Origin of the sequence: Muribaculum sp. NM65_B17 (genome assembly GCF_004793735.1) — a bacterium.
Lineage (GTDB): Bacteria > Bacteroidota > Bacteroidia > Bacteroidales > Muribaculaceae > Muribaculum > Muribaculum gordoncarteri.
This window is the reverse complement of record NZ_SRYY01000004.1, coordinates 273,914-298,572: the sequence shown is the minus strand read 5'-3', so window position 1 is coordinate 298,572 and position 24,659 is coordinate 273,914. Positions and strand designations below refer to the sequence as shown.

Sequence of the window (24,659 nt, the reverse complement as noted above, 5' to 3'; positions counted from 1 at the left end):
AATTAAATTTATTTATCTCAATTTCTTTAAATCGCTAATTGAACACAATCAACCGGCAAATACACATAGAGTAGACAGGCGTCCCACACACCAATGCACAAAAAACAAGGTAGCATCGGCAAGCCGCTATTAAAATCAATACATAAAATAGCTGATTTTCTATCTTTAGTATTACCTATTGAAGTCGTGCTTCAATTTGAACAATTATTGCTATAAGAATCGCTGCAAAAATACGCAGAATAAGTAATATGTAATGTAAAAGCATATAAAATAAGCATAAAATTAACGTAATTTAACTCATTTAACACAACATTTAACGCCGTTTTTTGTCTTAGCCCGACGCTTCGGACAAAGCATTGCGAATGCCGCAAAAAAAGCCGGTGCGAAATTGAATCCGCACCGGCGATATCATGTCAAAACAAAGCCTTGTTTTAGAACTCGGCGTTGTTGGGTGTACGCGGGAAAGGAATGACGTCGCGAATGTTGGTCATACCGGTCACGAAGAGCACAAGACGCTCAAATCCGAGTCCGAATCCTGCATGAGGAACGGTGCCGAAACGACGGGTGTCAAGATACCACCACATGTCCTTCATGGGTATGTCGAGCTCCTCGATGCGTCCCAGAAGCTTGTCGTAGTTCTCCTCGCGCTCCGAGCCGCCGATAATCTCTCCGATCTTCGGGAAGAGGACATCCATGGCCCTTACGGTCTTTCCGTCGTCGTTGAGCTTCATGTAGAAGGCCTTTATCTCCTTGGGATAGTCGGTAAGTATCACCGGACGCTTGAAATGCTCCTCGACGAGATAACGCTCATGCTCGCTCTGGAGGTCGGCGCCCCAATATACGGGGAACTCAAACTTGTGACCCGACTCTTCAAGAATCTTCACGCCCTCGGAATAGGAGAGGCGCACAAACTCGTTGTCGAGCACGAAGCGCAGACGCTCTACAAGCTCGGGGTCGTAGTGCTCGGCCAGGAACTGGATGTCGTCGAGCGAGTGTTCGAGAGCATAGTTGATACAGTATTTTATAAACTCCTCGGCAAGGTCCATGTTGTCGGTGATGTCGTAGAACGCCATTTCAGGCTCAATCATCCAGAATTCCGACAGGTGACGCGGAGTGTTGGAGTTTTCGGCACGGAATGTGGGACCGAAAGTGTATATGGCACCAAGTGCGGTAGCTCCAAGCTCACCCTCAAGCTGTCCCGAAACGGTAAGCGCGGTGGGCTTTCCGAAGAAGTCGAGCGAGTAGTCAACCTGTCCCTCCTCGGTCTTGGGGAGGTTGTTGAGATTGAGCGTGGTCACCTGGAACATAGCGCCGGCACCCTCGCAGTCGCTCGCCGTGATGAGCGGAGTGTTGAGATAGAAGAATCCCTTTTCCTGGAAGAACTTGTGAATGGCAAAGGCCAATGCGCTGCGCACTCGCAGGATGGCTCCGAAGGTGTTGGTGCGCGGACGCAGATGCGCCTTTTCACGCAGGAACTCCAATGTGTGGCCCTTCTTCTGCAGCGGGTAAGCCTCGGGGTCGGCGGTACCGAACACTTCAAGCTCACGAGCCTGAATCTCGACCGACTGTCCCTTGCCCATCGACTCGACCAGCACACCGTCGACCTTAATCGACGATCCTGTGGTGATGGGCTTGAGCTGCTCATCGGTAAACTGCGACATGTCGAAGACTATCTGCACGTTCTTGACTGTCGAACCGTCGTTCAACGCCACAAACTGAACATGCTTGTTGCCTCGGCGGGTGCGCACCCAACCCATGACACACACTTCCTGACCTATCAGTTCGGGTCGAAACAGGTCAATTATCTTTGTACGTTTCATTGCAAGCTATATTATATATAATAATGTAGATTATTCAAATGATCCCATCTTGAGGAAGTTGACCTCCTCCTGGGTGAGGTAACGCCAGCGACCGCGGGGAAGATTCTTCTTGGTGAGTCCGGCAAAGTAAACGCGGTCGAGCTTGGTCACGTGATAGCCGAGGCTCTCGAAGATGCGGCGCACGATGCGGTTGCGTCCCGAGTGAATCTCGATACCGGCCTGATTGCGGTCGTTCTCGGTGGCGTAGCTTATTGCGTCGGCATGGATGGGGCCGTCCTCAAGCTCGATTCCGTCGGCGATTGCCTGCATGTCATCTTCCGAGATGTCCTTGTCGGTCCACACGTGATAGATTTTCTTCTTCACATATTTAGGATGTGTGAGCTTCGAGGCAAGGTCGCCGTCGTTGGTGAGAAGAAGCACACCGGTTGTGTTGCGGTCAAGACGACCTACGGGATAGATGCGCTCGTTGCATGCACCCTTTACGAGGTCCATCACTGTTGTGCGGCCGTTGGGGTCGTCGCTTGTGGTCACGCAATCCTTGGGCTTGTTGAGCAGGATGTAGCACTTGCTCTCCAGAGTCACCACCTTTTCATCATATTCAACGACATCGCTGTGCGAAATCTTGGTTCCGAGTTCGGTTACCACCTCTCCGTTCACCTTTACAAGACCCTGCTGGATGAATTCGTCAGCCTCGCGACGCGAGCATATTCCGGCGTTTGCCATGAACTTGTTAAGACGAATCTGTTCATTGGGATCGGGTATCGGCATTTCATACTCTATGCGCTTTGGACGCGGAGTGAAGCTCTTGCCTTGACGGGGAGCGTTGAATCCCTGACGGTTGGGGCCCTGTTGACGACGGTTGTTGTTATAGCCGCCCTGACGGTTGGGACCCTGCTGGCGATTGTTGTTGTAACCGCCCTGCTGACGGTTGTTATAGCCGCCCTGCTGACGGTTGTTGTTGTAACCTCCCTGCTGGCGGTTGTTGTAGCCACCCTGACGGTTGTTGTTGTAGCCGCCCTGACGGTTGTTGTTATAGCCACCCTGACGGTTATTGTTGTAACCACCCTGACGGTTGTTGTTATAGCCGCCCTGACGGTTGTTGTAGCCACTCTGGCGATTGTTGTTATAGCCGCCCTGACGGTTGTTGTAACCGCCCTGCTGACGATAGTTGTTGTAACCGCCCTCCTGCTGAGTCGAAGGAGTGTAGCCTTCGCTCATCGAAGAGCCTTCGGCGGGTGTAGTGCTTTCGGCGCCCTCCGAAGCCGCAGGCGATTGATATTGTTGACGAGGCTGATAGCCTCCCTGATTGTATCGGTTATTGTAGTTGTTGCCCTGACGATATCCACCCTGGTTGTAACGATTGTTGCCGTAACCACCCTGCTGACGATTGTTGTAGGGACGAGGTTGATAATTGCGTTCTCGCTGGTAATCTCCCTGAGTATGCTCGCCCGATGACTGATAGTCGCTCGATTGGTCATAGTTTACTTTACCGTAATGTTGTGCATCTCCGTCCGATGATGCTGCGATGCGATTTTCGCCGATTCTCGGTCGTTTGGGTTTCTTTTCTTCGTTGTCCATAATTAAGTCACTTTTAAATTGGTTGAGTAATGCTTGTTGTCTGCCTCGCGGCGTCGTTTTTAGTTGTTTTGTTTACTTCACCGGACAAACCGGATAATTGTTATTGATAAAATGTTAATAAAACTGTTGACTCATTCATTATAAGCATTTTGGAATCGTAAATCAGTCACTACTATTATTACGCCCTCACACTTTTCTCGTGCAATAGGACCCGCAACTGCGTGTCATAGTGCATTAAGTTGTGCAAAATTAATTTTTTTATTTGACTGCGCCAACATTTACATAACGTTAATTGAATCAAAAAGCACGACAAAATCACAACGCCCAAGCATTTTTAACCTTTTTTAATCCTTCCCACACCCCAATATTTATCCCTCATAAAATAAACAATACGACCGCCCCGTTAGGAGTTTACCTGACGGGGCGGCGTAAATCAGTAGTATCTATAACCTGTCGGCGGGGCGATTGCGAACGGGCCGAGGGGTTGCTACATTATTATTAATATCCTGTATAGGAGTGGGGCGAAAGGCGCTTAAGCTCCTCCTTGACCGCGTCGCTCACATTAAGAGTGTCGATGAACGATGCGATGCTCTCGGCGGTAACCGTGGTGTTGACGCGGGTAAGCTCCTTCAAGGTTTCGTAGGGCTTCGGATAGCCTTCGCGACGAAGTATCGTCTGGATTCCCTCGGCTACCACGTTCCACATGTTGTCGAGGTCGCGTGATATAGCGGCTTCATTAAGAAGCAGCTTGTTTAGGCCCTTGAGAGTAGAGCTCAGAGCAATCATCATGTGACCCAGAGGAACACCTATGTTGCGCAGTACGGTTGAGTCGGTAAGGTCACGCTGCAGACGCGATACAGGCAGCTTCATTGCCAGGTGGTCAAGCACCGCATTGGCTATGCCGAGATTTCCCTCGGAGTTTTCAAAGTCGATGGGATTGACCTTATGGGGCATTGCCGACGAACCGACCTCGCCTGCCTTTATCTTCTGCTTGAAATATTCCATTGATATGTACTGCCACATGTCCTTGTCAAGGTCGAGGATGATAGTGTTGATGCGGCGCAGGGCGTCGAAAATGGCAGCCATGTTGTCATAGTTGGAAATCTGGGTAGTGTACTCCTCACGCTCTATGCCGAGGCGGTCGTTGAGGAAACGTGCCGCAAAGTCACGCCAGTCAATCGAAGGATAGGCGGTGAGGTGCGCGTTGAAATTTCCGGTGGCACCGCCAAACTTTCCGCTCACGGGAACAGCGTCGAGCAGCGCTATCTGACGGCGCAGACGGTAGCTGAACACCTTTATCTCCTTACCAAGACGAGTGGGCGAAGCCGGCTGGCCGTGAGTCTTGGCGAGCATGGGCAGATCCTTCCACTCCTCGGCACGCGCCTCAAGGTGCTCCACAAGCTCCATAAGAAGCGGACGATACACATGTTCAAGAGCCTCCTTGATCGACAGGGGCACCGAAGTGTTGTTGATGTCCTGCGAGGTGAGGCCGAAATGGATGAACTCCTTGAAGCTCTCCAGTCCAAGAGCGTCCCAACGCTCCTTAAGGAAGTATTCTACAGCCTTGACATCGTGGTTAGTCACCGATTCTATCGACTTGATGCGCTCGGCATCGGCCAAGGTGAAGTTTTTATATATGCTGCGCAGCTCGGGGAATATGTCGGGATTGACAGCCGCGAGCTGAGGCAAGGGGATTTCGCAAAGGGCGATGAAATACTCGATTTCCACACGCACTCGATAACGAATGAGCGCAAACTCCGAAAAATACTCGTCAAGACGCTCGCATTTGCCGCGATAACGGCCGTCAATGGGCGAAATAGCTGTAAGTTGAGTCAGTTGCATATCAAAATAATATATGTATAATGATTGATAGGCACAAAGTTACGCAATAAATTTGATTTTTTACGAGAATTTTATGCCGTTTTTATTTGTCAATTCAGAAAATCGTTGTAACTTTGCATCGCTTTAACGAAGAAAGGGCGCTTAGCTCAGCTGGTTCAGAGCATCTGCCTTACAAGCAGAGGGTCGGGGGTTCGAATCCCTCAGCGCCCACTCCACAAGTCCTCGGCAAAATTGCCGGGGACTTTCTTTTTTGTCATAGGTTTGCGACACTTATATAACACATTTGAGATAAATGTCACAATAAAGTTAAATTACCACACTGCATTCATCCCCTTTGAACCGATTCAACCTATATTTGCACACCGAAAGCATCACCCCGACACAATCGGGAACTTACAGATACAATGAAATCAAAAATTACAATAACACTAATCGCAATATTGCTTTGTGCCGTCATTTCCTACGGATTTGTCTTGTCGCGTACATCACAAAATGACATCAGCTCCGACAACCCCGACGGAATCGTTGGCACCATGTCGCTTAGCGGCTCGCCATTCGTGGCCGAGATAGCCCCGGGACTGATGTTCAAAATCGACACCGGAAGCGACCTCAGCACAATAACCGCCGAGGCCCTCGCCACCCTGGAAAAGATGGGCTACCATCCGCGCAAAGAGATATACCCCGTATTGGGCCGTGACGGCATGGGCGACATCCAGCTGTCGGCAACACGCTATAAAATCGATCTACCATTCCACCACAAGGTCTACGAAAACGACTCCACGATCTATAATGAGATAATAAACGTAATACACAACGTGGATTTCGCACCTTCAAAGAACGGATTATCGGTTCTCGGTATAGACTTCCTGCAGAAGTTCAAGATTGAGTATCAATATCACAATAAAGCCCTCAACCTATATGTAAAACTACCTGCGGGCTATGTCCAATGCGTCGATTTAAGCTATTCAAAAGCATTGAGGACAAGCATTTGGCTCGGCAAAAGATACTACATACCCATATCAATTGAATCGGACGAGGACGAATACTTCATCGACACCGGCCTGCAGCGAGTGGGCATAAAGCTCCCCTATCGCGAAGCAAGGCGCACATTGAGGCCGCTATACGCCGACACTGTGGTTTCGGCACGCGGACAATTCCCCGCTATAGTCGACCATTCGGCCATATTGTCGTGCGGCGATCGAGGCGGCTCATACACAGCCTACTACTACGACAACGACGAGGAAGACTTTGCAATGAACCCCTTCAACCTCTTCACTCAGGATGTGCTCATCGACTTCATCGACCTGAAGCTCTACCTCAAGCCCACCTACAATATTCCCAAGCGGAAATTGCCCGAATCGGTGACCCACATCACAGCGTCGCGATAGACCGCTCACGCAATACAAGCCCGATTAAACCCACTCCGATTAAAATTTTATCGGTTTTGGGATGCGGAATTAAATAATTATAACTAATTTCGCGCATTGACAAAATAAATTCAACTATGACCGAGGAATTAGATTGGGGAAAGCTCTCTTTCGGCTACATCCCCACCGATTACAACGTACGTTGCTACTATCGCGACGGCAAATGGGGCGATATCGAAGTTTCACAATCCGAAACAATCAATCTCCACATTGCCGCCACCGCATTGCATTATGGACAAGAGATATTTGAAGGTCTGAAGGCCTTCCGTGGTAAGGACGGCAAAGTGCGCATATTCCGTCTTGAGGAGAACGCCAAGCGCATAATCGAGTCGGCCAAAGGAATCATGATGGCTCCCGTCCCCGTAGAGCTCTTCACCGAAATGGTAAAGAAAGTAGTGAAGCTCAACGAGCGCTTCGTGCCACCCTACGGAAGCGGAGCATCGCTCTACATCCGTCCGCTTGAGATAGGCATTTCGGCACAAGTAGGCGTAAAACCCGCTACCGAATACCTTTTCCTGATTCTCGTAACACCTGTAGGCCCGTATTTCAAGGAAGGGTTCAAGCCGACCAATATATGTATCATGCGCGAGTTTGACCGCGTAGCCCCCAAAGGCACAGGACGCTGGAAAGTCGGAGGAAACTATGCCGCAAGCCTCGAAGCCGGCGAACGCGCCCACTCTCTCGGCTACTCGGCCGTACTCTATCTCGACCCCAAGGAGAAGAAATATCTCGACGAATGCGGCCCCGCCAACTTCTTCGCGATAAAGGACGGCAAATATATAACTCCCGCATCGGAATCGATTCTGCCCTCGATAACCAACAAGAGCCTCATGCAGCTTGCCGAGGACATGGGCATTACCGTTGAACGACGCCACATCCCACTTGAGGAGCTTGCCGAAATCCAGGAGGCGGCAGCCTGCGGAACAGCAGCCGTGGCTTCACCCGTCGCCGAAATCGACGACCTCGACACCGGCGTGAAATATGTAGTCAGCAAGGACGGCCAGCCCGGCCCCGTAGTGACAGCCCTCTACAACAAGCTGCGCGCAATACAACTCGGCGAGGAAGAGGACATACACGGATGGAACACCGTCATCGACTAATCCCGACGACCCACAACCGAAACATCATACCCGAAAGGCGCTTCCCGATCACGGGTAAGCGCCTTTCGGCTTTTTAATCACAGCAATGACCTACCAGGAAATTATCGACAAATACTACCCCGACGACAACGAACTGCGACATATATATATGAAGCACGCACGACAGGTGGCCGACCTCGCACTCGCCATAAACCGCGAGCGCAGCCTCAACCTCGACCCCGTGGAGGTGGAGAGCGCGGCAATGTTGCACGACATAGGCATCTTCGCCACCAACGCTCCCGGCATACACTGCCATGGCGACGCCCACTATATGCGGCACGGCGTGATCGGCGCCCGGCTACTTCGCAATGAAGGCGCTCCCGAGTCATGGGCGCTTGTCGCCGAGCGACACACCGGAACAGGCATCCCGATGGAGGACATCCTGCAGCAACAACTCGACCTGCCCCTCGGCGACTACTGCCCCGAGTCGATGCTCGAAAAACTGATTTGCTACGCCGACAAGTTCTACTCCAAAAGCGGCGACATGGCCAAGAAGCCGCTGTCGCGTGTGCGCAACTCCATCGCGCGTCACGGAAGCGACTCCCTGTCGCGATTCGACCGGCTCCACGAAATATTCGCAATCCCTGACACCGAAGCCTGACCCCCTCACCCGCATAATCAAAATCAATCTTATCACCTATATTTAATTATGACACCTAAAAACATCACACACTTAAAAGCGTTATCGTCACTTGTCATCGCACTGACGATAGGGCTATCGGCGACCGCAGCTGAAAAAGTTCATCCACTTTTCACGCGCCAATCAACATGACATAGAGCTTACCAACAGCAATGACACGGTAAAGTACGATCCCTCCGACTGAGAAGGAGTCATAATTGCGGTAAACAACCTGCGAAACGACCTGAAGGCCGTAACAGGAAGCGACAAGGCATCGATTGTCGTCGGCACGGCCGGCAAAAGCAAGGCCGTCGACAAGTACACCGACATCGCCAACCGGCTGAAAGGGAAATGGGAACAGTACATCATGAACCTATGATGCGCTCCCACAGGGAATACCTGAACCGCAAAAACGACATCGGCGCATGGGACTACACCACCAACAACAAAAACCTTGACCGATTCTTCTATGACGGAATGAAACGCAACAAGGATTACGACAACATAGTTACAATAGGAATGCGCGGCGATGGCGATGTCGCCATGGGAAAAGGCGACGACGCCGAAAACATGAAGACCCTTTCACGCGTAATTGACGGTCAGCGCCGCATCATAAAGGACATATACGGCACCGAGGATGCCGTACCTCAGCTGTGGGCCATATTCACCGAGGTACAGCGTTATTACGATGCCGGATTCACTGTCCCCGACGATGTCACCCTACTCTTTTGCGACAATAACTGGGGATACATCCGAAGAATCGGAACCGACAATGAGCGCAAACGCAAAGGCGGCTTGGGAATGTACTACCACATCGACATGAACGGAGGCCCGTGGAATGACCGATGGGTAAATACCACCACAATTCCAAAACTCAGGGAGCAGCTCAACCTTGCCTACCGTACCGGCATCGACCGCATCTGGATTATAAATGTAGGCGATTTGAAACCTAAAGAAGTCCCTATCGATTTCATAATGAACTATGCATGGAACCCCGATGCCGTAAAGCCGGGTGACGAAAAGACTTATCTCGAAAATTTTGCCCGAAGCATATTCGGCGAAGCAAATGCCGCCGACATTGCCGACATAATTGCAAAATACAGCAAATACAACCTCATACGCAAACCCGAAATACAAGTTCCCGGCATATTCAACCATGACGAGATGCTCCACATGGACTCCCTTTGGACCGATTTGGTTGAAAAAAACCGAGCGCATAAAGAGCCAGATAAGCCCCGAAGCAAGAGATGCTTATTACCAACTTGTCTACTATCCCGCCGTAGCAAGTGCTACAGTAGCCAAAATATACAATTATGCAACTATGGGCGACTCATTGGCAATCGATTCACTGATGGAAAAGGACGCGGAACTGTCCGATTACTACAACACAGTGATGTCCAATGGCAAATGGAACGGAATGATGCAGGACAACCACATCGGCTACACAAAATGGTCAATCCCCGATAAGAACACCAATCCATTAGCCCTGGGCTTCAAAGTCGAAAACGACATAAATCCTCAAAACGACACCGATGAGTACTCCATTCCTGCTCACCGTTATTCAAAAAACATATCGGGTGAACACGCTAAATGGATATTCCTTCCCGACCTTGGAAGAGTGGAAGGATGCATGGGAAGCGACAATGTGCTGTTTGCCTCAGCCGACAACCCGGCCAAGAACGCCGCTCTTGAATATGATGTCGACCTGTCGGAAAATGGCGAGATAGCTCTCGGCATCCTGCCCACTCAGGATGTAAATCCCGCAAGAGGATTGCGCATAGCCCTGCAGCTCGACGATGCCGATATCAAAGTCATCGACGCCCGTCAGGGACTGCATGATGAGTTTGGAGAGTACACGCCCGGGAATCTTGCCATGAGCAAATCATTAAAGGCTCTCCCCGAGCCTTCGGGACTGCTGCTCAGCGGATGGATGAACGGAAGACGGCTTATTCGCCGGGATGAAGTGTTTGACAACATGCGCTGGCTCAAAGCAAAGTTTGACACAACCCCGGGCCGACACAAGCTGCGCGTAATAATGGTCGACCCCGAAATCGTGCTGCAGCAAATCGTTGTAAATCCCGACAACAACCACTACAGCTACTTTGGCGCAAACAAGTCGACAAAATAACAACACATAAACTCGCGGGGCATAAGCTTGATTACCGCCACGGCTTATGCCCCGTTATCCCCGTTATCGTAACACATCAATTGTTAATTGATGCAATACATTGCAGTTATATCAATAAAATGTATTATCTTTGCACCGTCCTTTAGTGACAACCTTATTCGGGTGGAAAAATTTGGCTGCTTGCAACCACCGTAAAAAATGCTAAAACCGCAAAATGCTCTAAAATCATAAAAACGGCTTAGTGTTTTTTACTCCGTCCCGACCAAGGTCGATACGGGGATTTTTATTTTTTGACCAAATTAAACTGCAATACTAAGCTATGACCAATTATCTTTTCACTTCGGAATCGGTGTCGGAAGGACACCCCGACAAAGTCGCCGACCAAATCTCCGACGCAATACTCGACGAATTTCTCGCTCATGACCCCGACTCAAAGGTGGCCTGCGAAACTCTTGTAACCACCGGACAGGTAGTCGTTGCCGGCGAAGTCAAGAGCAAAGCCTACATCGATCTGATGGATGTGACTCGACGCGTGATTAACGAAATAGGCTACGACCGCAGCGAGCTGAAGTTTGACGGCAACGCTTGCGGAGTATTCTCGGCCCTCCACGAGCAGAGCGCCGACATCAACCGAGGTGTGGAACGCGCCGACGAGCAGGAGCAGGGAGCCGGCGACCAAGGCATGATGTTCGGCTACGCCTGCAACGAAACCCCCAACTATATGCCCTTGTCGCTCGACCTCAGCCACACACTGCTGCGCGAGCTCTCGGCAATACGCCGCGAAGGCGAGCTGATGCCCTACCTCCGTCCCGACTCAAAGAGCCAGGTGACAATCGAATACTCGCCCGACGGCACTCCGGTGCGCATCCACACTATCGTCATCTCCACTCAGCACGACGAGTTCATCCCGGCCGAAGATGCCGAGTCGCAGGAAAAAGCCGATGAAATGATGCTCGAGAAGATACGCACCGATGTCCGCGACATACTTCTCCCCCGCGTGAAAGCCAAGCTCCCCGACAGCGTCAAGGCTCTTTTCGACGACAAGCTGATACTCCATGTCAACCCCACCGGCAAATTCGTAATCGGAGGCCCCCACGGCGACACCGGACTCACCGGACGCAAGATAATCGTCGACACCTACGGCGGACGCGGAGCCCACGGAGGCGGTGCCTTCTCGGGCAAGGACCCCTCCAAGGTCGACCGTTCGGCAGCCTATGCGGCCCGTCACATCGCCAAGAATCTCGTTGCCGCCGGCGTGGCTCGCGAAGCCCTCGTCCAGGTTGCCTACGCCATCGGTGTGGCACAGCCCGTAAGCCTCTATGTCAACACCCGCGGAACCGCCAATGTCGACATGACCGACGCCGAAATATCGCAGCACGTGTCCAAGCTGTTTGACATGCGTCCCCACGCCATCGAAAAGCGCCTGAAACTGCGCAACCCCATCTATCAGGAAACCGCCTCGTTCGGCCACATGGGACGCGAACCCCGCACCGTGACCAAAACGTTCATTTCAAAGTATGAACCCACCAAAACCATAGAGGTGGAGCTCTTCACATGGGAAAAACTCGATGCTGTTGACGCAATACGCAACGAATTTGGCCTATAATCATCCTCGACATTGCATAAAATGTTGACTTAGTGACGATGCTATTGAATTATTTTAGTATCTTTGTGCGATTTTACCCTATTCGGCGAGAGCCGGGGCGTAAAATCGCTCAGTCATTATCATTGAAAAATTAAAATAACGTAAAACAATAAATGGCAACACTTGAAAAAATCCGCAGTAAATCAACACTGCTACTCATCGTCGTCGGAGCCGCTTTGCTCGCGTTCATCATCGGTGACTTCTTCACTTCGGGACGCACACTCTTCGGCACCGGCACCACTATCGCAAAGGTAGGTAATGAAAAAATCGACATTCAGGAATTTCAGCGCCGCTACGAGGAAGTAAACCAGCAGTACCAGCAGCAGAACACTAAGATGGACCCTGCCGCACTGCAGCAATATGTCCTCAACCAGATGATTCAGGAGCGACTGATCAACAAGGAAATCGAAGATCTCGGCATCGAGGTTACCGACAACGAGCTGTCAAAGGCTATGCTCGGTCCCAACGCCCACTATGCAATGATTCAGTTTGCACAGCAGATGGGATTCCAGTCGCCCGACCAGCTTTACGATGTAGCGTTCAACCCCACAAAATACAATGTTCCCGCCGATCAGGCTCAGCAGATTCAGGCTCTTTGGCTCAATCAGGAACATCAGATGGCCGAAATGCTCAAGCAGCAGAAGCTGCAGTATCTCCTTGCTTCGTCAATCGTTGCCAACGACCTCGACGCAAAGGCATTCTACGACAGCAACGCTTCGACAAGCCACATAATCTACGCTCACAAGAACTACGCCGATGTCCCCAACGACCAGTATGAGGTGACAAGCGCCGACATCCGTGACGAGTACAACAAGGAGAAAAACAGCTTCAAGGTGAACGACGAAACCCGTCGCGCTCACTTCATCGCCGTAAACATCGCTCCTTCACAGGCCGACATCAATCAGGGACGAGTGCTCGTCGACACCACAATCTCACGCCTCAGCGCAACTCCCGCCGTTGACGCAATTAACGGTGACTCCAACTTCGGCGTTGACCGCAACTCGGCTGCCGCATCGTCAATCACCAACCCGCAGCTCCGTGAGTTCGTCACCACTGCAGCTCCCGGCGATGTAAAGATGCTCTCGTTCATCAACGACGAATTCACTATCGTGAAGCTCATCGGTTCAAAGAACGCCATTGACTCGATCAACGTCGATGTAATAGCATTCCAGGGCGATGCCGCATCACGCGACTCTCTGCTCACAGCCCTCAACTCGGGCCTCGCTTTCGAAGAAGCCCTCAAGCGTCCCGGCGTGGCAGGCGGACAGGCCGATATCTGGCAAACCCTCGCTTCAGCCCCCGACAATGAAGTCAAGGATCGCCTCCTCAATGCAGGAAGCAACTACTTCATCGCCGACTCGATGGGAACCGACGCTCGCATCATCCGCGTTAACACCAAGCGCGCTCCCGTCAACATCTACGACTTCGCAACAGTAACCTATAAGGTATATCCCTCCGACGAAACAATCGCAAAGCTCAACTCCGATCTTGAAAACTTCATGGCCGGTGTAACCAGCGCCGATTCACTCACCGTAACAAGAGCTCTCTCGGCAGGCTATACCCTCCAGCCCGCAATGGTCACCGCCAACAGCTCAATGCTCGGCAACGTGCCCTACACCCGCAACGCTGTGAAGTGGGTTATGGATGCAAAGGAAGGACAGATTTCTCCCATCCTCGAGGACGGACAGAACGACAAGCTCATCGTTGTCGCACTTAACGACATCATCAAGCCCGGTTATCTGCCTGCCGACGACGAGGACATCCGCCTCGCTCTTGCCGAGCGCGCACGCAACAACAAGAAGGCTGCCGGACTCATTGCCGAGTATGCAGGCAAGGCCAACGATGTTGCCGGCTACGCAGCACTCATGAACTCATCGGTTGATTCTACCGATGTCACATTCGGTCAGATGTTCATCCCCGGCATCGGTGTTACCGAGTCGGAGCTTCTCGGTCAGGTTCCCGTCAGCAAGGAAGGTGCTGTCGTAGGTCCCGTAAAGGGCACCAACGGTGTGTACGTTTACCAGGTTTACGGTGTTGACAACGAATCACGCCCCTACAACTACGAGGAGAATGCAGCCCGCTACAGCCAGCAGCTCGGCGCACAGGCCGTGCTCGGCAACGTAATCGGCATCTTGATGAACAACAACCCCGTCGAGAACAACACCCTCAAGTTCTACACTGAATAATCGGATAATCTGATAAATTATTCCCAACTTTTTCGGGCCGCCGATGAATCATTACGATTCGGCGGCCCTGTTTTTATGTTTTGTGGCAGGTTATTTAACAATATACCGCATCACAACCGTTTATGTCACTTTTTTTGACTATATTTGTGAAAATATATCCAATTATTATTAACAGATTATTCCACCAATGAAAAAAATCACAGCTACGTGCCTTCTCGCTGCGGTTGCTCTCGCGGCGGGAGCAAAAACGCCTGAATGGCTCGACCCTGAAGTCAATGCCGTGAATCGTGCTCCGATGCATTCATCCTACTTTGCGTTTGAATCGGTCGAGGATTCCAACGGTGACAAAGCATCAAGCGACAACTACGTGTCGCTCAACGGCAAATGGAAATTCAACTGGGTAGCCGATGCCGACAAGCGCCCTACCGATTTCTGGAAAGTCAACTACGACGATTCATCATGGGGACAAATCAATGTACCCGGAATGTGGGAGCTTAACGGATACGGCGATCCCATCTATGTGAACACCGGATATGCCTGGCGCAATCATTTCAAGAACAATCCCCCTCAGGTACCTGAAAAGGACAACCATGTGGGAACCTACCGTAAGGAGATCGAAATCCCCGCCGACTGGAAAGGCAAGGATGTAATCGCCCACTTCGGCTCGGCAACTTCCAACATCTCGCTTTGGGTAAACGGAAAGTATGTAGGCTATGGCGAGGACAGCAAGCTTGAAAATGAATTTGACATAACACCCTATATCCGTCCCGGACAGAAGAACCTCATCACATTCCAGATTTTCCGTTGGTGCGACGGAACCTACCTTGAGGACCAGGACTTCTTCCGTTTCAGCGGACTCGCCCGCGACAGCTATCTCTATGCACGTTCCAAGAACCGCATTCAGGACATCCGCGTGAATGCCGACCTCACCGATGACTATCGCGACGGTAAACTCGGTGTCGACATCGATGTGAAGGGCAGCGGCAACATAACCCTCGAGCTCCTCAATGCCGACAACAAGGTTATCAAGGCCGAAACAATCAACAACGCCAAGGGAAATGTTAAGCGCACTCTCGACATCCCCAATCCGCTGAAGTGGAGTGCCGAAATTCCCAACCTCTATACTTTGCGCGCCACATTCTCCAAAAACGGCAAGACCCTTGAGGTCATTCCCGTAAATGTAGGTTTCCGCAAGATTGAAATCAAGAACTCACAGCTCCTTGTCAACGGACAGCCCGTTCTCTTCAAGGGTGCCGACCGTCACGAACTCGACCCCGACGGAGGTTATGTTGTGTCGCTCGACCGCATGCTTCAGGACATCCAGCTCATGAAGGAGCTCAACATCAACGCTGTGCGCACATGTCACTACCCCGACGACGCATTGTGGTATGACCTCTGCGACAAGTACGGTATATACGTAGTAGCCGAGGCCAATATCGAGTCCCACGGAATGGGCTACGATAAAGAAACGCTCGCCAAGAACCCCGCCTACGCAAAGGCTCACCTTGAGCGCAACCAGCGTCACGTACAGCGCAACTTCAACCACCCGAGCATCATCGTGTGGTCGCTTGGCAACGAGGCAGGTTACGGCCCCAACTTTGAAGCCGCCTACGACATGGTTAAAGCCATGGACAACAGCCGCCCCGTTCAGTATGAGCAGGCCCGCATCGACGGCAAGACCGACATCTTCTGCCCCATGTACTACCCCTACGAGCACTCCGAGAGATACTCCCAGAACGACAACTACAATAAGCCGCTCATCCAGTGCGAATATGCTCACGCAATGGGTAACTCGCAGGGCGGATTCAAGGAATATTGGGATCTCATCCGCAAATATCCCAAATATCAGGGCGGTTACATCTGGGACTTCGTTGACCAGTCAATCCGTTGGAAGGACAAGAACGGAACTACCATCTGGGCCTATGGAGGCGACTTCAACGACTACGATGCCAGCGACCAGAATTTCTGCGACAACGGTCTTATAAGCCCCGACCGCATTCCCAATCCTCACGCCTACGAAGTGGCACGCATCCAGCAGAACATCCTCACCTCAGCTGCAGGCGAGGGCAAGGTAAGCATATTCAACGAAAACTTCTTCCGCGACCTCAGCTACGTTACCCTCAACTGGACACTCCTCCACAACGGCGTGCCCGTTAAGACAGGCGTTATCGAGAATCTCGATGTAGCTCCCCAGAAGTCACGCGAATACGCCATCAACTACGGCCCCATCGGCTCTACCGGCGAGTGGCTGCTCAATATCGACTACTCGACCAAGGAACGCGAGGGACTTCTCCCCGCCGGATTTGTTGTGGCACAGGAGCAGATTGTTCTTCGCCCCTACGCATCTTCAATAGTAAGGGCATCGGCTCCCGCCGTCACCAAAATCGACGACAACGCCAAGAGCCTCGTCGTTAACGGACTCGACTTCTCGCTGGTCGTAGACAAAGCCACCGGTTACATCAACCGTTATGAAGTGGGCGGAACATCGATGTTGAAGGACGGTGCCTCAATCACTCCCAACTTCTGGCGCGCACCCACCGACAACGACTACGGTGCAGGCCTTCAGCGCAGATACCGCGCATGGCTCAACCCCGAAATCAAGCTCACCGCTCTCAACTCTGAAATCAAAGACGGTTGCGCCGTGATTACAGCCGACTACGACATGCCTTCGGTTAAAGCAACGCTGAAGCTCGTCTACACAGTCGACGGAAACGGTGTCGTAACAGTCAACGAGGACATGACGGCCACGAAGGATGCCAAGGTTGCCAACCTCTTCCGCTTCGGTATGCAGATGCCTATGCCTGCTTCATTTGAAACCGTTGAATACTACGGACGCGGCCCCGGCGAGAACTACATCGACCGCAATAACTGCACCAACCTCGGCATATACCGCCAGACCGTTACCGAGCAGCCCTACAATTATATCCGTCCGCAGGAAACAGGAACACGCACCGACCTCCGTTGGTGGCGCGTGCTCAATCCCGCAGGCAACGGCATCGAGGTGACGGCGGCCGAGCCCTTCTCGGCATCGGCTCTCCACTACACCATCGAGTCGCTCGATGAAGGCGAGAACAAGATGCAGGGTCACATGCCTCAGGTTCCCGTAGCCGACCTCACCAACCTCTGCATTGACCTCAAGCAGATGGGTCTTGGTTGCGTCAACAGCTGGGGTGCTCTCCCCCGTGCCGAGTACATGCTGCCCTACGGTGACTACAAGTTCACCTACACCATCACCCCGGTTAAAGGCAACGTAGCACTCGATTGATTGAATTGAATCGCATCGACGCTCCGTGCGTCACGCTCTAAATAACGGAGGCTCCCTCACCGGGGGCCTCCGCTTTTATTAAGTTTTCATTAAGTTTGTGCGTTATCGAAATTTATCCCGCAATTTGATGTATATTTGTCGTATGAACGCTAAACGAGCAAGAATACTGATAGTTGACGATGAAGAAACTCTTTGCGAGTGTCTGCGCACCTATCTTGAGTTTGAGGGTTACGATGTCACCACCGCATCAAGTGCTGAGGAGGCGTTGCGGCTCGACCTGTCATCATTCAATCTGCTGCTGCTCGACATCATGATGGACGGCATGAGCGGTCTTGAGTTGGCCGATTTGCTTAAACGCAACCCTTCGACAACCGATATTCCGATAATATTCCTAACCGCCCGCGACTCCGTTGACGACATGGTCGACGGCCTGAGCATAGGCGACGACTACATCGCCAAGCCCTACTCCATACGCAACGTGATAGCCCGCATTCAGGCCGTGCTCCGCCGCACCATGCCCAAGTCAGGTCACGGAGTGGTGTGCGACAGAGCCTCTTTGGTCTGCACCGTCGACGGCGTGCCGGTGAAGCTGCCGCGCAAGGAGTTTGAGATTCTCGCCCTGTTTTTAGAAAATCCCGGCCGCATATTCTCGCGCGAAGAGATCCTGAAGAAAGTGTGGCCCGAGCAGGTCATTGTCGTCGACCGCTCAATCGATGTCCATGTCACGCGCATTCGCGGCAAGATAGCCCCCTACGGAGGCAACATAATCACACGCTCAGGCTACGGATATGGCTGGAAACAGGATTAGATTCTCGTTCCATTCACGCGTGCTGTTGCTTGTACTCACCATGAGCTGGCTGCTTGTGGGCACGTTCATGGTATTTCAGTACCGCCGTGAAAAAGCCTTCAAGGAGCAACTGCTCGACTGCGAGTTGCAGATGCACAATCGCCGCATTCTCGACGACATAGCCCGCGGAGTGCCTGTCGACAGTATAATCGATCACATCGGGTCGCCGCTCGACAATCTGCGCATATCATTAATCGACAACGACGGAAATGTCATCTTTGACAACAACGACAGCACTCCCTTCCCGTCGGGCGATCACAACAGCCGTCCTGAAGTTATCGAGGCCCGCAAGTCGGGAATCGGACATTCGGTGTCACGCTATTCGGTCAGCGACAACTGCAGTTACTTCTACTCGGCGATGCGGGGCGACGACGGCATCGTCATACGCTCGGCCGCTCCCTACACCCATTCTCTTCAGGAAGTGCTTAAAGCCGACAGCTCCATCCTGTGGATAATGATTGCCTTTGCAATAGTGCTAAGCCTCGCAAGCTATGTAGCGTCACACAAGATATCGCTGAGCATACGCCGCCTCAACCTGTTTGCCGAGAAAGCTGAAAAAGGTGAGCGCATATACAATGACGAAGCATTTCCTCACGACGAGCTTGGCAGCATTGCAAGTCACATCGTGCGACTATATATCCAGCGTGACGAGCAGCATCGCGAAGCATTGCGGCAGGAAAAGGACAAGATACGCCTTAAGAAGCAGCTTACCAACAACATCAACCATGAACTGAAGACCCCTGTAGCCTCGATTCTCGTGTGCCTTGAACTGCTGCGCGACCATCCCGAAATGTTGCCGGAGGAGAAAAAGCGCGAACTGAACGACCGCATCTTCGCCAACGCACAGCGGCTCAACTCACTGCTGAAGGATGTCGCCGCCATAACGCGCATGGACGAGGGCGAGGAGATGATTGAGAAAGCACCCGTCGACCTCGCCGAACTTGTCAACGATGTAGTGACCGAGGAGCGACTGCGCACATCGATGAACATAACCGTCGACATGCCTCAGCTGAAAATCAGCGGCAACCGTCAACTGCTTGAATCGATATTCCGCAACCTCATCGACAACGCAATCTCCTACAGCGGCGGCAGTGAAATCGTCATCAAGGCCGACTCCGAAGGCAATTTTACCGTCAGCGACAACGGATGCGGAGTGCCCGACGAGCATCTGCCCCACATCTTCGAGCGATTCTACCGCATCGACAAGGGCAGGTCACGCGGAGCCGGAGGCACCGGACTAGGACTGTCGATCGTGCGTAACGCAGTAGGAATCCACGGCTCCGACATAAGCGTCACCAATAACGGCGGATTGCAGTTCCGTTTTCGCTTACATTAGCATTCGGTTAACAAAAACTCAACAATTCGGACATATTTATGCAACATGATTTCTTGAATTTTGTGTGTCAATCACAAAATGCACATTATAAATTCAAGAAATTATGGATCTGCTATTTTTAGGTGTCGTAATCTTCCTGTTCTTACTTGCCGTATTTGACCTTTCGGTAGGTGTAAGCAACGATGCTGTCAATTTCCTCACCTCATCAATCGGCTCAAAAGCCGCAAGCTTCAAGACAGTAATGATCGTCGCCGCATCGGGTGTGTTCATCGGAGCCGCCATGAGCAACGGCATGATGGATGTAGCCCGTCACGGCATATTCCGGCCTGAGAATCTCTCATTCTACGATGTCATAACCATATTCATGGCCGTGATGGTAACCGACATAATATTGCTCGACATATTCAACTCCCTCGGGATGCCCACATCGACCACCGTATCGATGGTGTTTGAGCTGCTTGGAGCTACATTTGTCGTCGCACTGTTTAAAATCATGGCTCCCGAAAGTACTCTCGCTATGGGCGACCTGCTCAACACCGAGAAAGCTCTGTCGGTAATCATCGGTATATTCCTGTCGGTTGCCATAGCCTTCATTTTCGGCACGATAGTCCAGTTCTTGACTCGATTGGTATTCACGTTTGAGTATAAGAGTCGTCTTAAATGGAAAATCGCCCTGTTTGGCGCCCTCGCCTGCACTGCCATCGTCTACTTCATGCTCCTGAAGGGCATCAAGGATCTATCGTTCATGACTCCTGAGCTTAAGACATGGATCGACTCCAACACCGCATTGATTCTTCTGATTTCATTCGCGGCCTTCACCGTTATAATGCAGATTCTGCACTGGTGTCATGTCAACGTGCTTAAAGTGGTGGTGTTGCTGGGAACATTCTCTCTTGCAATGGCATTTGCCGGCAACGACCTTGTCAACTTCATAGGCATACCGCTCACCTCGCTCGACTCCTACAATGACTACATGAGCTCGGGAGGCGGCAATCTCCACGGATTCATGATGGACAGCCTCAACAGCTCGGCCAATACACCGCTCTACTTCCTCGTGGGTGCAGGAATGATAATGGTAGTATCGCTTACCACCTCCAAGAAGGCCCGTCAGGTGACGCAGACAACCGTCGGATTAAGCTCACAAAGCCAAGGCGACGAGATGTTTGGCTCGTCACGCCTCGGACGCTCGCTTGTGCGCGGTGCCATAAACACATTCTCATGGATTGACGACCGCCTGCCTCAAGGCCTGAAGCGCGTCATGAGCCGCCGTCTTGACTCGTCAAAGTCCCAGCCCGAGGAGGGTGCGGCATTCGACCTCGTGCGCGGTGCCGTAAACCTGATGATCGCCGGAATGCTGATTGCCTGGGGTACATCGATGAAGCTTCCACTCTCTACCACATTCGTTACGTTCATGGTGGCAATGGGCACATCGCTCGCCGACAAGGCCTGGGGACGCGAGAGCGCGGTGTTCCGCATAACGGGTGTCATCTCGGTAATCGGCGGTTGGTTCATAACCGCAGGTGTCGCATTCATCGGAGCCGGAATCGTAGTGTGCCTCATGCACCTCGGAGGCGTACCCGTAATGATTGCCGGAGGCATCATAGCGCTCGTGCTTCTCGTGCGCAGCAACATTCGATTCCGCAACAAAGCCAAGGAGGGCAAGGACGACACCCTTTTCCAGACGATACTGAACACAACCGACCGCAACGAGGTGTGGCGACTGCTGCGCATCTACATCAACGACAAGCAGAAGTCGTTTCTGCAATTTGCTTCGGAAGCCTACAGCGACATAACATCGGGATTTGTCAACGACAATGCAAAGCTTCTGTCACGCACCTCCAAGTCACTGTCCACTGAAAAGGATGTCTTGAAGTCGACGCGTCGCAAAATGACGCTGTGCCTGCGTAACGTTGCTCCCGACACCGCTATCGAGAAGAGTACATGGTTTCACCTGTCCAACAACATGGAGATGGCCATCCTCTACAACCTGCTTCACATAACTGAAGTGTGCAAGGAGCATGTCGACAACAACTTCCGTCCGCTGCCCGACTCTTTCCGTGACCGTTTCAACCCGTTGTGCAAGCAGATTATAGAAGTGTTCAACGACTCCATTGCGGCAATCGACAACGATGATCCCGAGGCAATCGACCGCATACGCCGCCGCTGCGACCGGATAAAGGATGAGCTGTCACTGCGCTCCAAGGATGTCTACCTGCATCTGCGCGAAGGCGATGCCGCCAACCTCACGGTGGCCTATGTCTACCTTAACGTCCTGCAGGAGTCGCGTGAAATCATCTCGTCACTGCGCAAGCTGCTGAGAGCATCGGGCAAGCTGAATCTGCCCCTCGCCCACTACCGCAGCTTCACCCACCCCCAATCATTGGAGCCTCAACGCTCCTGATAACGGGGCTTAGAGTACCGGCGTATGTCGCGCAGTCGGCATCGCCGGTCTACTATTACCGCTATTATGAAGTAAGCCACCGTCAGCGCCCACAGCATAAGGTAAATCGTGGGTATGTCGCCCAGCTTACAGCCGTTCACATCGATGGCAAGGAATCCCTGTACTCCCCATGACGACGGCACGAGGCTGCTTATCGTGAGCCATAAGTCGTTCATTGCGTAACGCGGCCAAGTAAGTCCCGAAACAAATAGGAACAGAACCGATGTGAACACCCACACAAGCATCGAGCTTTCACGCTCGGTGACAAGCGGCTGCATGATGTCGGCCAGGAATATCGAGGCAAGCAACATCGGCAACATGAGCGCGAGATAGTCGATCATGCTGCCTATATGAGGCAGTTCAAACATCAACGGGATATAATGAAGCACATACACGCTCATGGGAATGTAGATGGTCATCAGGCAAATGGCGCGGCCTATAAGGCGTGCCGATGTGGGAGCCTCGATTGTCAGCGGGTCATATCCGCCGTTACGCCTGCGACGCTCACTGGCACCGCCGTTAAGCATCAGCACACCCAGTATAAGGCTCTGCTGGATAATCAGTATTATGACACCGGGCATGATGAACGATGCAAAGCCCTGCGATGTATCGCCCTCGAAAAATGCATCGGTTCCCACAGTCGTCCCCACGGCATCGGCCATGAAAGCGACAGGCGAGTCGTTTATATCCTCGGTGCGTATGTCACTGCCAAGCTGGAGCGATATATCGGTCATTGCAAACATTATGCTCCTGTAGCGCAGCATAAGGCTCATGTCGCAATATATAGGCAGCACAGCCTGCTCGTTGCGACCCAGACGGCGAGCATAATCTTCGGGAATCACAAGTATTCCGTAACACTTGCGCTCCTTCATCATCGTCCGGGCTTCATTAAGGTCGATGGCATAGTCCACCACCTCGGTGTATTGCGATGCGTTTATCATTCTCACGAGTTGGCGGCTCTCGGCGGTGCGGCTGTTGTCGACAACCACCATGGCCACATTCTCAACCACCTCGGGATTGTAAATGAGTGTGTAAACTATCGGATACATCAATGGCAATGCAAAGAAAAACAACATCACGCCCAAGTCCTTGCCAACAAGCTTGTACTCGTTGACCCAGACTTTGAACAGACTCCTGAACCAATATTTTATGTCACTAATCATTTTCATAACACTAAGGAACATATACGGGATTCAACGAGTTCTTCTTAAGCTTCCACAAAAGGCCCATCGGGGCAAGCGCGAAAAGTATCAGCACGATATAGTCCCATCGGCAATAGTACACCTCATAGCCGTTAAGCGCCACATTTATATATATGAGGAAGTAATAACGTATAGGAACTATGTAGGAGAATATGCCCACCGCCGGATACATGCTCTCGACAGGGAATGAGAAGGCAGCTATCGAGAACGACAGGATGCCCACAAGCGACAGAATCGACAATGCGAACCTCAGGTTGGGTATCAGGCTTGTTATCATCAGCGCAAACGCCTGTGAAGCAATCACCAGCAGCACCATGGCCCATATCATGCTCCACACATTCCCGTTCAGCGGGAATCCCCAGTAGAAATAAATGAGCGACTGCATGGCAAGACCCACCGAAGTGAATATGATGAACTGCGGCATCAGCTTGCCGAAGAGAGCTATGACAATCGATTGTCCTGCATCGTTCACCCACTTTATTGATGTACCGAGCTTGATCTCCTGTAGTATGGAGAACGCCGTTATCTGGAATATTATAAGCTGAAGAAGGCACGGCAGGAATGAGTTGCTCAGATATATCGAATAGTTAAGCCATGGATTGCCTATGGGGTGTTCCTGCGTCACCACCGGCTGCAACAGATTGTTGACCAGCTCGCCGTCGACACCTGCACTCACGAGCGTGGTCATGGCAATGGCTCCCGATGTCGACACGGCCGTTGTCTTGAATCCCTTGAACGACAGTGTGCCCGGAATGAAATAGGCCATGTTGCAGTAGTAGGTTATGGTCGTCGGACGACCACCCTCGGCATCGGTCTGGAAATTGCGCGGAATCATGAAGAATCCGTAGACCGTACCCTCCTTCAGTAGCTTCATCGCATCGCCGTAGCTCGAAGGACGGTATTGGATATCGACAAGCTCCGAAGTGTCGAGATTACGCACAACCCGGCGCGACAACGGAGTGTTGTCGAGGTCCACAACCGCCGTAGGCGACTGCAAAGGCAACCCTTTGTTCATCAAGTCAAGGAAAAAGAAGCTCATGCCTATAGGCACCAACACCATTACTATGATGTAGATGGGCCTCCGCGCAAGCTGACGCACTCCTTCGGCTAACGCTCTCTTCACTATCGACCATGAACCTGACATCTTCTTTTACTTATTAAAGGGTTGACAATTATATTGCTTTT

16 protein-coding genes and 1 tRNA gene are annotated in these 24,659 nt (G+C 51.8%); 12 read left to right on the top strand and 5 right to left on the bottom strand.

What is annotated here, in order from left to right; genetic code table 11:
• Nucleotides 1–431: 431 nt before the first annotated feature.
• The 3 genes from asnS to purB form a co-directional block, all read right to left on the bottom strand.
• Entirely contained in the window at nt 432–1,820 is a 1,389-nt protein-coding gene (gene asnS / locus E5354_RS07980; protein WP_123394941.1) for an asparagine--tRNA ligase, read from the bottom strand.
• 30 nt (nt 1,821–1,850) lie between these two features.
• Nucleotides 1,851–3,398 carry a pseudouridine synthase gene (locus tag E5354_RS07975; protein WP_210433137.1) on the bottom strand — a complete coding sequence of 516 codons (1,548 nt, stop codon included), beginning with the start codon at nt 3,396–3,398 and terminating at the stop codon, nt 1,851–1,853.
• A gap of 498 nt (nt 3,399–3,896) precedes the next feature.
• Nucleotides 3,897–5,240 carry an adenylosuccinate lyase gene (purB, locus tag E5354_RS07970; RefSeq protein WP_135947124.1) on the bottom strand — a complete coding sequence of 448 codons (1,344 nt, stop codon included), beginning with the start codon at nt 5,238–5,240 and terminating at the stop codon, nt 3,897–3,899.
• A 135-nt stretch (nt 5,241–5,375) separates the two neighbouring features.
• Between purB and E5354_RS07965 the strand changes: the two genes are divergently transcribed.
• The 12 genes from E5354_RS07965 (at nt 5,376) to E5354_RS07915 (ending at nt 22,233) form a co-directional block, all read left to right on the top strand.
• Nucleotides 5,376–5,450, top strand: a tRNA-Val gene (locus E5354_RS07965).
• A 194-nt stretch (nt 5,451–5,644) separates the two neighbouring features.
• The gene (locus E5354_RS07960; RefSeq protein WP_135947122.1) at nt 5,645–6,628 is read left to right on the top strand and encodes a hypothetical protein; all 984 of its coding nucleotides are present in this window, start codon (nt 5,645–5,647) and stop codon (nt 6,626–6,628) included.
• A 116-nt stretch (nt 6,629–6,744) separates the two neighbouring features.
• The gene (locus E5354_RS07955; RefSeq protein ID WP_123394937.1) at nt 6,745–7,767 is read left to right on the top strand and encodes a branched-chain amino acid aminotransferase; all 1,023 of its coding nucleotides are present in this window, start codon (nt 6,745–6,747) and stop codon (nt 7,765–7,767) included.
• 85 nt (nt 7,768–7,852) lie between these two features.
• The gene (locus E5354_RS07950; protein ID WP_135947121.1) at nt 7,853–8,407 is read left to right on the top strand and encodes an HDIG domain-containing metalloprotein; all 555 of its coding nucleotides are present in this window, start codon (nt 7,853–7,855) and stop codon (nt 8,405–8,407) included.
• A gap of 369 nt (nt 8,408–8,776) precedes the next feature.
• Nucleotides 8,777–9,892, top strand: coding sequence for a glycosyl hydrolase 115 family protein (locus tag E5354_RS14345; RefSeq protein ID WP_246863771.1), 1,116 nt, complete (start codon nt 8,777–8,779; stop codon nt 9,890–9,892).
• Nucleotides 9,843–10,553: a hypothetical protein gene (locus E5354_RS14340; protein ID WP_246863770.1), complete on the top strand. Its 711-nt coding sequence runs from the start codon at nt 9,843–9,845 to the stop codon at nt 10,551–10,553. Before E5354_RS14345 ends, E5354_RS14340 begins: the two co-directional genes overlap by 50 nt.
• Before the next feature lie 319 nt (nt 10,554–10,872).
• The gene (metK, locus tag E5354_RS07940) at nt 10,873–12,159 is read left to right on the top strand and encodes a methionine adenosyltransferase (protein WP_135947120.1); all 1,287 of its coding nucleotides are present in this window, start codon (nt 10,873–10,875) and stop codon (nt 12,157–12,159) included.
• 152 nt (nt 12,160–12,311) lie between these two features.
• Nucleotides 12,312–14,384 carry a SurA N-terminal domain-containing protein gene (locus tag E5354_RS07935; RefSeq protein WP_135947119.1) on the top strand — a complete coding sequence of 691 codons (2,073 nt, stop codon included), beginning with the start codon at nt 12,312–12,314 and terminating at the stop codon, nt 14,382–14,384.
• A 187-nt stretch (nt 14,385–14,571) separates the two neighbouring features.
• Entirely contained in the window at nt 14,572–17,649 is a 3,078-nt protein-coding gene (locus E5354_RS07930) for a glycoside hydrolase family 2 TIM barrel-domain containing protein (protein WP_135947117.1), read from the top strand.
• Between the two features lie 142 nt (nt 17,650–17,791).
• Entirely contained in the window at nt 17,792–18,457 is a 666-nt protein-coding gene (locus E5354_RS07925; protein ID WP_135947115.1) for a response regulator transcription factor, read from the top strand.
• Nucleotides 18,438–19,832, top strand: coding sequence for a sensor histidine kinase (locus E5354_RS07920; RefSeq protein WP_135947113.1), 1,395 nt, complete (start codon nt 18,438–18,440; stop codon nt 19,830–19,832). The genes E5354_RS07925 and E5354_RS07920 overlap by 20 nt, the downstream gene beginning before the upstream one ends.
• Nucleotides 19,833–19,935: 103 nt before the next feature.
• The gene (locus E5354_RS07915) at nt 19,936–22,233 is read left to right on the top strand and encodes an inorganic phosphate transporter (protein ID WP_135947111.1); all 2,298 of its coding nucleotides are present in this window, start codon (nt 19,936–19,938) and stop codon (nt 22,231–22,233) included.
• On the opposite strand, the gene E5354_RS07910 is transcribed toward E5354_RS07915, so the two are convergent.
• Both E5354_RS07910 and E5354_RS07905 read right to left on the bottom strand, forming a co-directional pair.
• Nucleotides 22,221–23,441, bottom strand: a complete 1,221-nt coding sequence (locus E5354_RS07910) for an ABC transporter permease (protein ID WP_168353853.1) — start codon at nt 23,439–23,441, stop codon at nt 22,221–22,223. The two genes, E5354_RS07915 and E5354_RS07910, sit on opposite strands and share 13 nt — an antisense overlap.
• Before the next feature lie 4 nt (nt 23,442–23,445).
• Nucleotides 23,446–24,618: an ABC transporter permease gene (locus tag E5354_RS07905; RefSeq protein ID WP_135947107.1), complete on the bottom strand. Its 1,173-nt coding sequence runs from the start codon at nt 24,616–24,618 to the stop codon at nt 23,446–23,448.
• Nucleotides 24,619–24,659 lie beyond the last annotated feature (41 nt).

Bases quoted from the DNA above. Each gene is read 5' to 3' on its own strand.
- E5354_RS14345 (WP_246863771.1), top strand. From the start codon at position 8,777: ATGGGAACAGTACATCATGAACCTATGATGCGCTCCCACAGGGAATAC.
- asnS (WP_123394941.1), bottom strand. From the start codon at position 1,820: ATGAAACGTACAAAGATAATTGACCTGTTTCGACCCGAACTGATAGGT.
- E5354_RS07955 (WP_123394937.1), top strand. From the start codon at position 6,745: ATGACCGAGGAATTAGATTGGGGAAAGCTCTCTTTCGGCTACATCCCC.
- E5354_RS07920 (WP_135947113.1), top strand. From the start codon at position 18,438: ATGGCTGGAAACAGGATTAGATTCTCGTTCCATTCACGCGTGCTGTTG.
- E5354_RS07910 (WP_168353853.1), bottom strand. From the start codon at position 23,441: ATGAAAATGATTAGTGACATAAAATATTGGTTCAGGAGTCTGTTCAAA.
- E5354_RS07975 (WP_210433137.1), bottom strand. From the start codon at position 3,398: ATGGACAACGAAGAAAAGAAACCCAAACGACCGAGAATCGGCGAAAAT.
- E5354_RS07915 (WP_135947111.1), top strand. From the start codon at position 19,936: ATGGATCTGCTATTTTTAGGTGTCGTAATCTTCCTGTTCTTACTTGCC.
- E5354_RS07925 (WP_135947115.1), top strand. From the start codon at position 17,792: ATGAACGCTAAACGAGCAAGAATACTGATAGTTGACGATGAAGAAACT.
- E5354_RS07950 (WP_135947121.1), top strand. From the start codon at position 7,853: ATGACCTACCAGGAAATTATCGACAAATACTACCCCGACGACAACGAA.
- E5354_RS07935 (WP_135947119.1), top strand. From the start codon at position 12,312: ATGGCAACACTTGAAAAAATCCGCAGTAAATCAACACTGCTACTCATC.
- purB (WP_135947124.1), bottom strand. From the start codon at position 5,240: ATGCAACTGACTCAACTTACAGCTATTTCGCCCATTGACGGCCGTTAT.
- metK (WP_135947120.1), top strand. From the start codon at position 10,873: ATGACCAATTATCTTTTCACTTCGGAATCGGTGTCGGAAGGACACCCC.
- E5354_RS07930 (WP_135947117.1), top strand. From the start codon at position 14,572: ATGAAAAAAATCACAGCTACGTGCCTTCTCGCTGCGGTTGCTCTCGCG.
- E5354_RS07905 (WP_135947107.1), bottom strand. From the start codon at position 24,618: ATGTCAGGTTCATGGTCGATAGTGAAGAGAGCGTTAGCCGAAGGAGTG.
- E5354_RS14340 (WP_246863770.1), top strand. From the start codon at position 9,843: ATGATGCAGGACAACCACATCGGCTACACAAAATGGTCAATCCCCGAT.
- E5354_RS07960 (WP_135947122.1), top strand. From the start codon at position 5,645: ATGAAATCAAAAATTACAATAACACTAATCGCAATATTGCTTTGTGCC.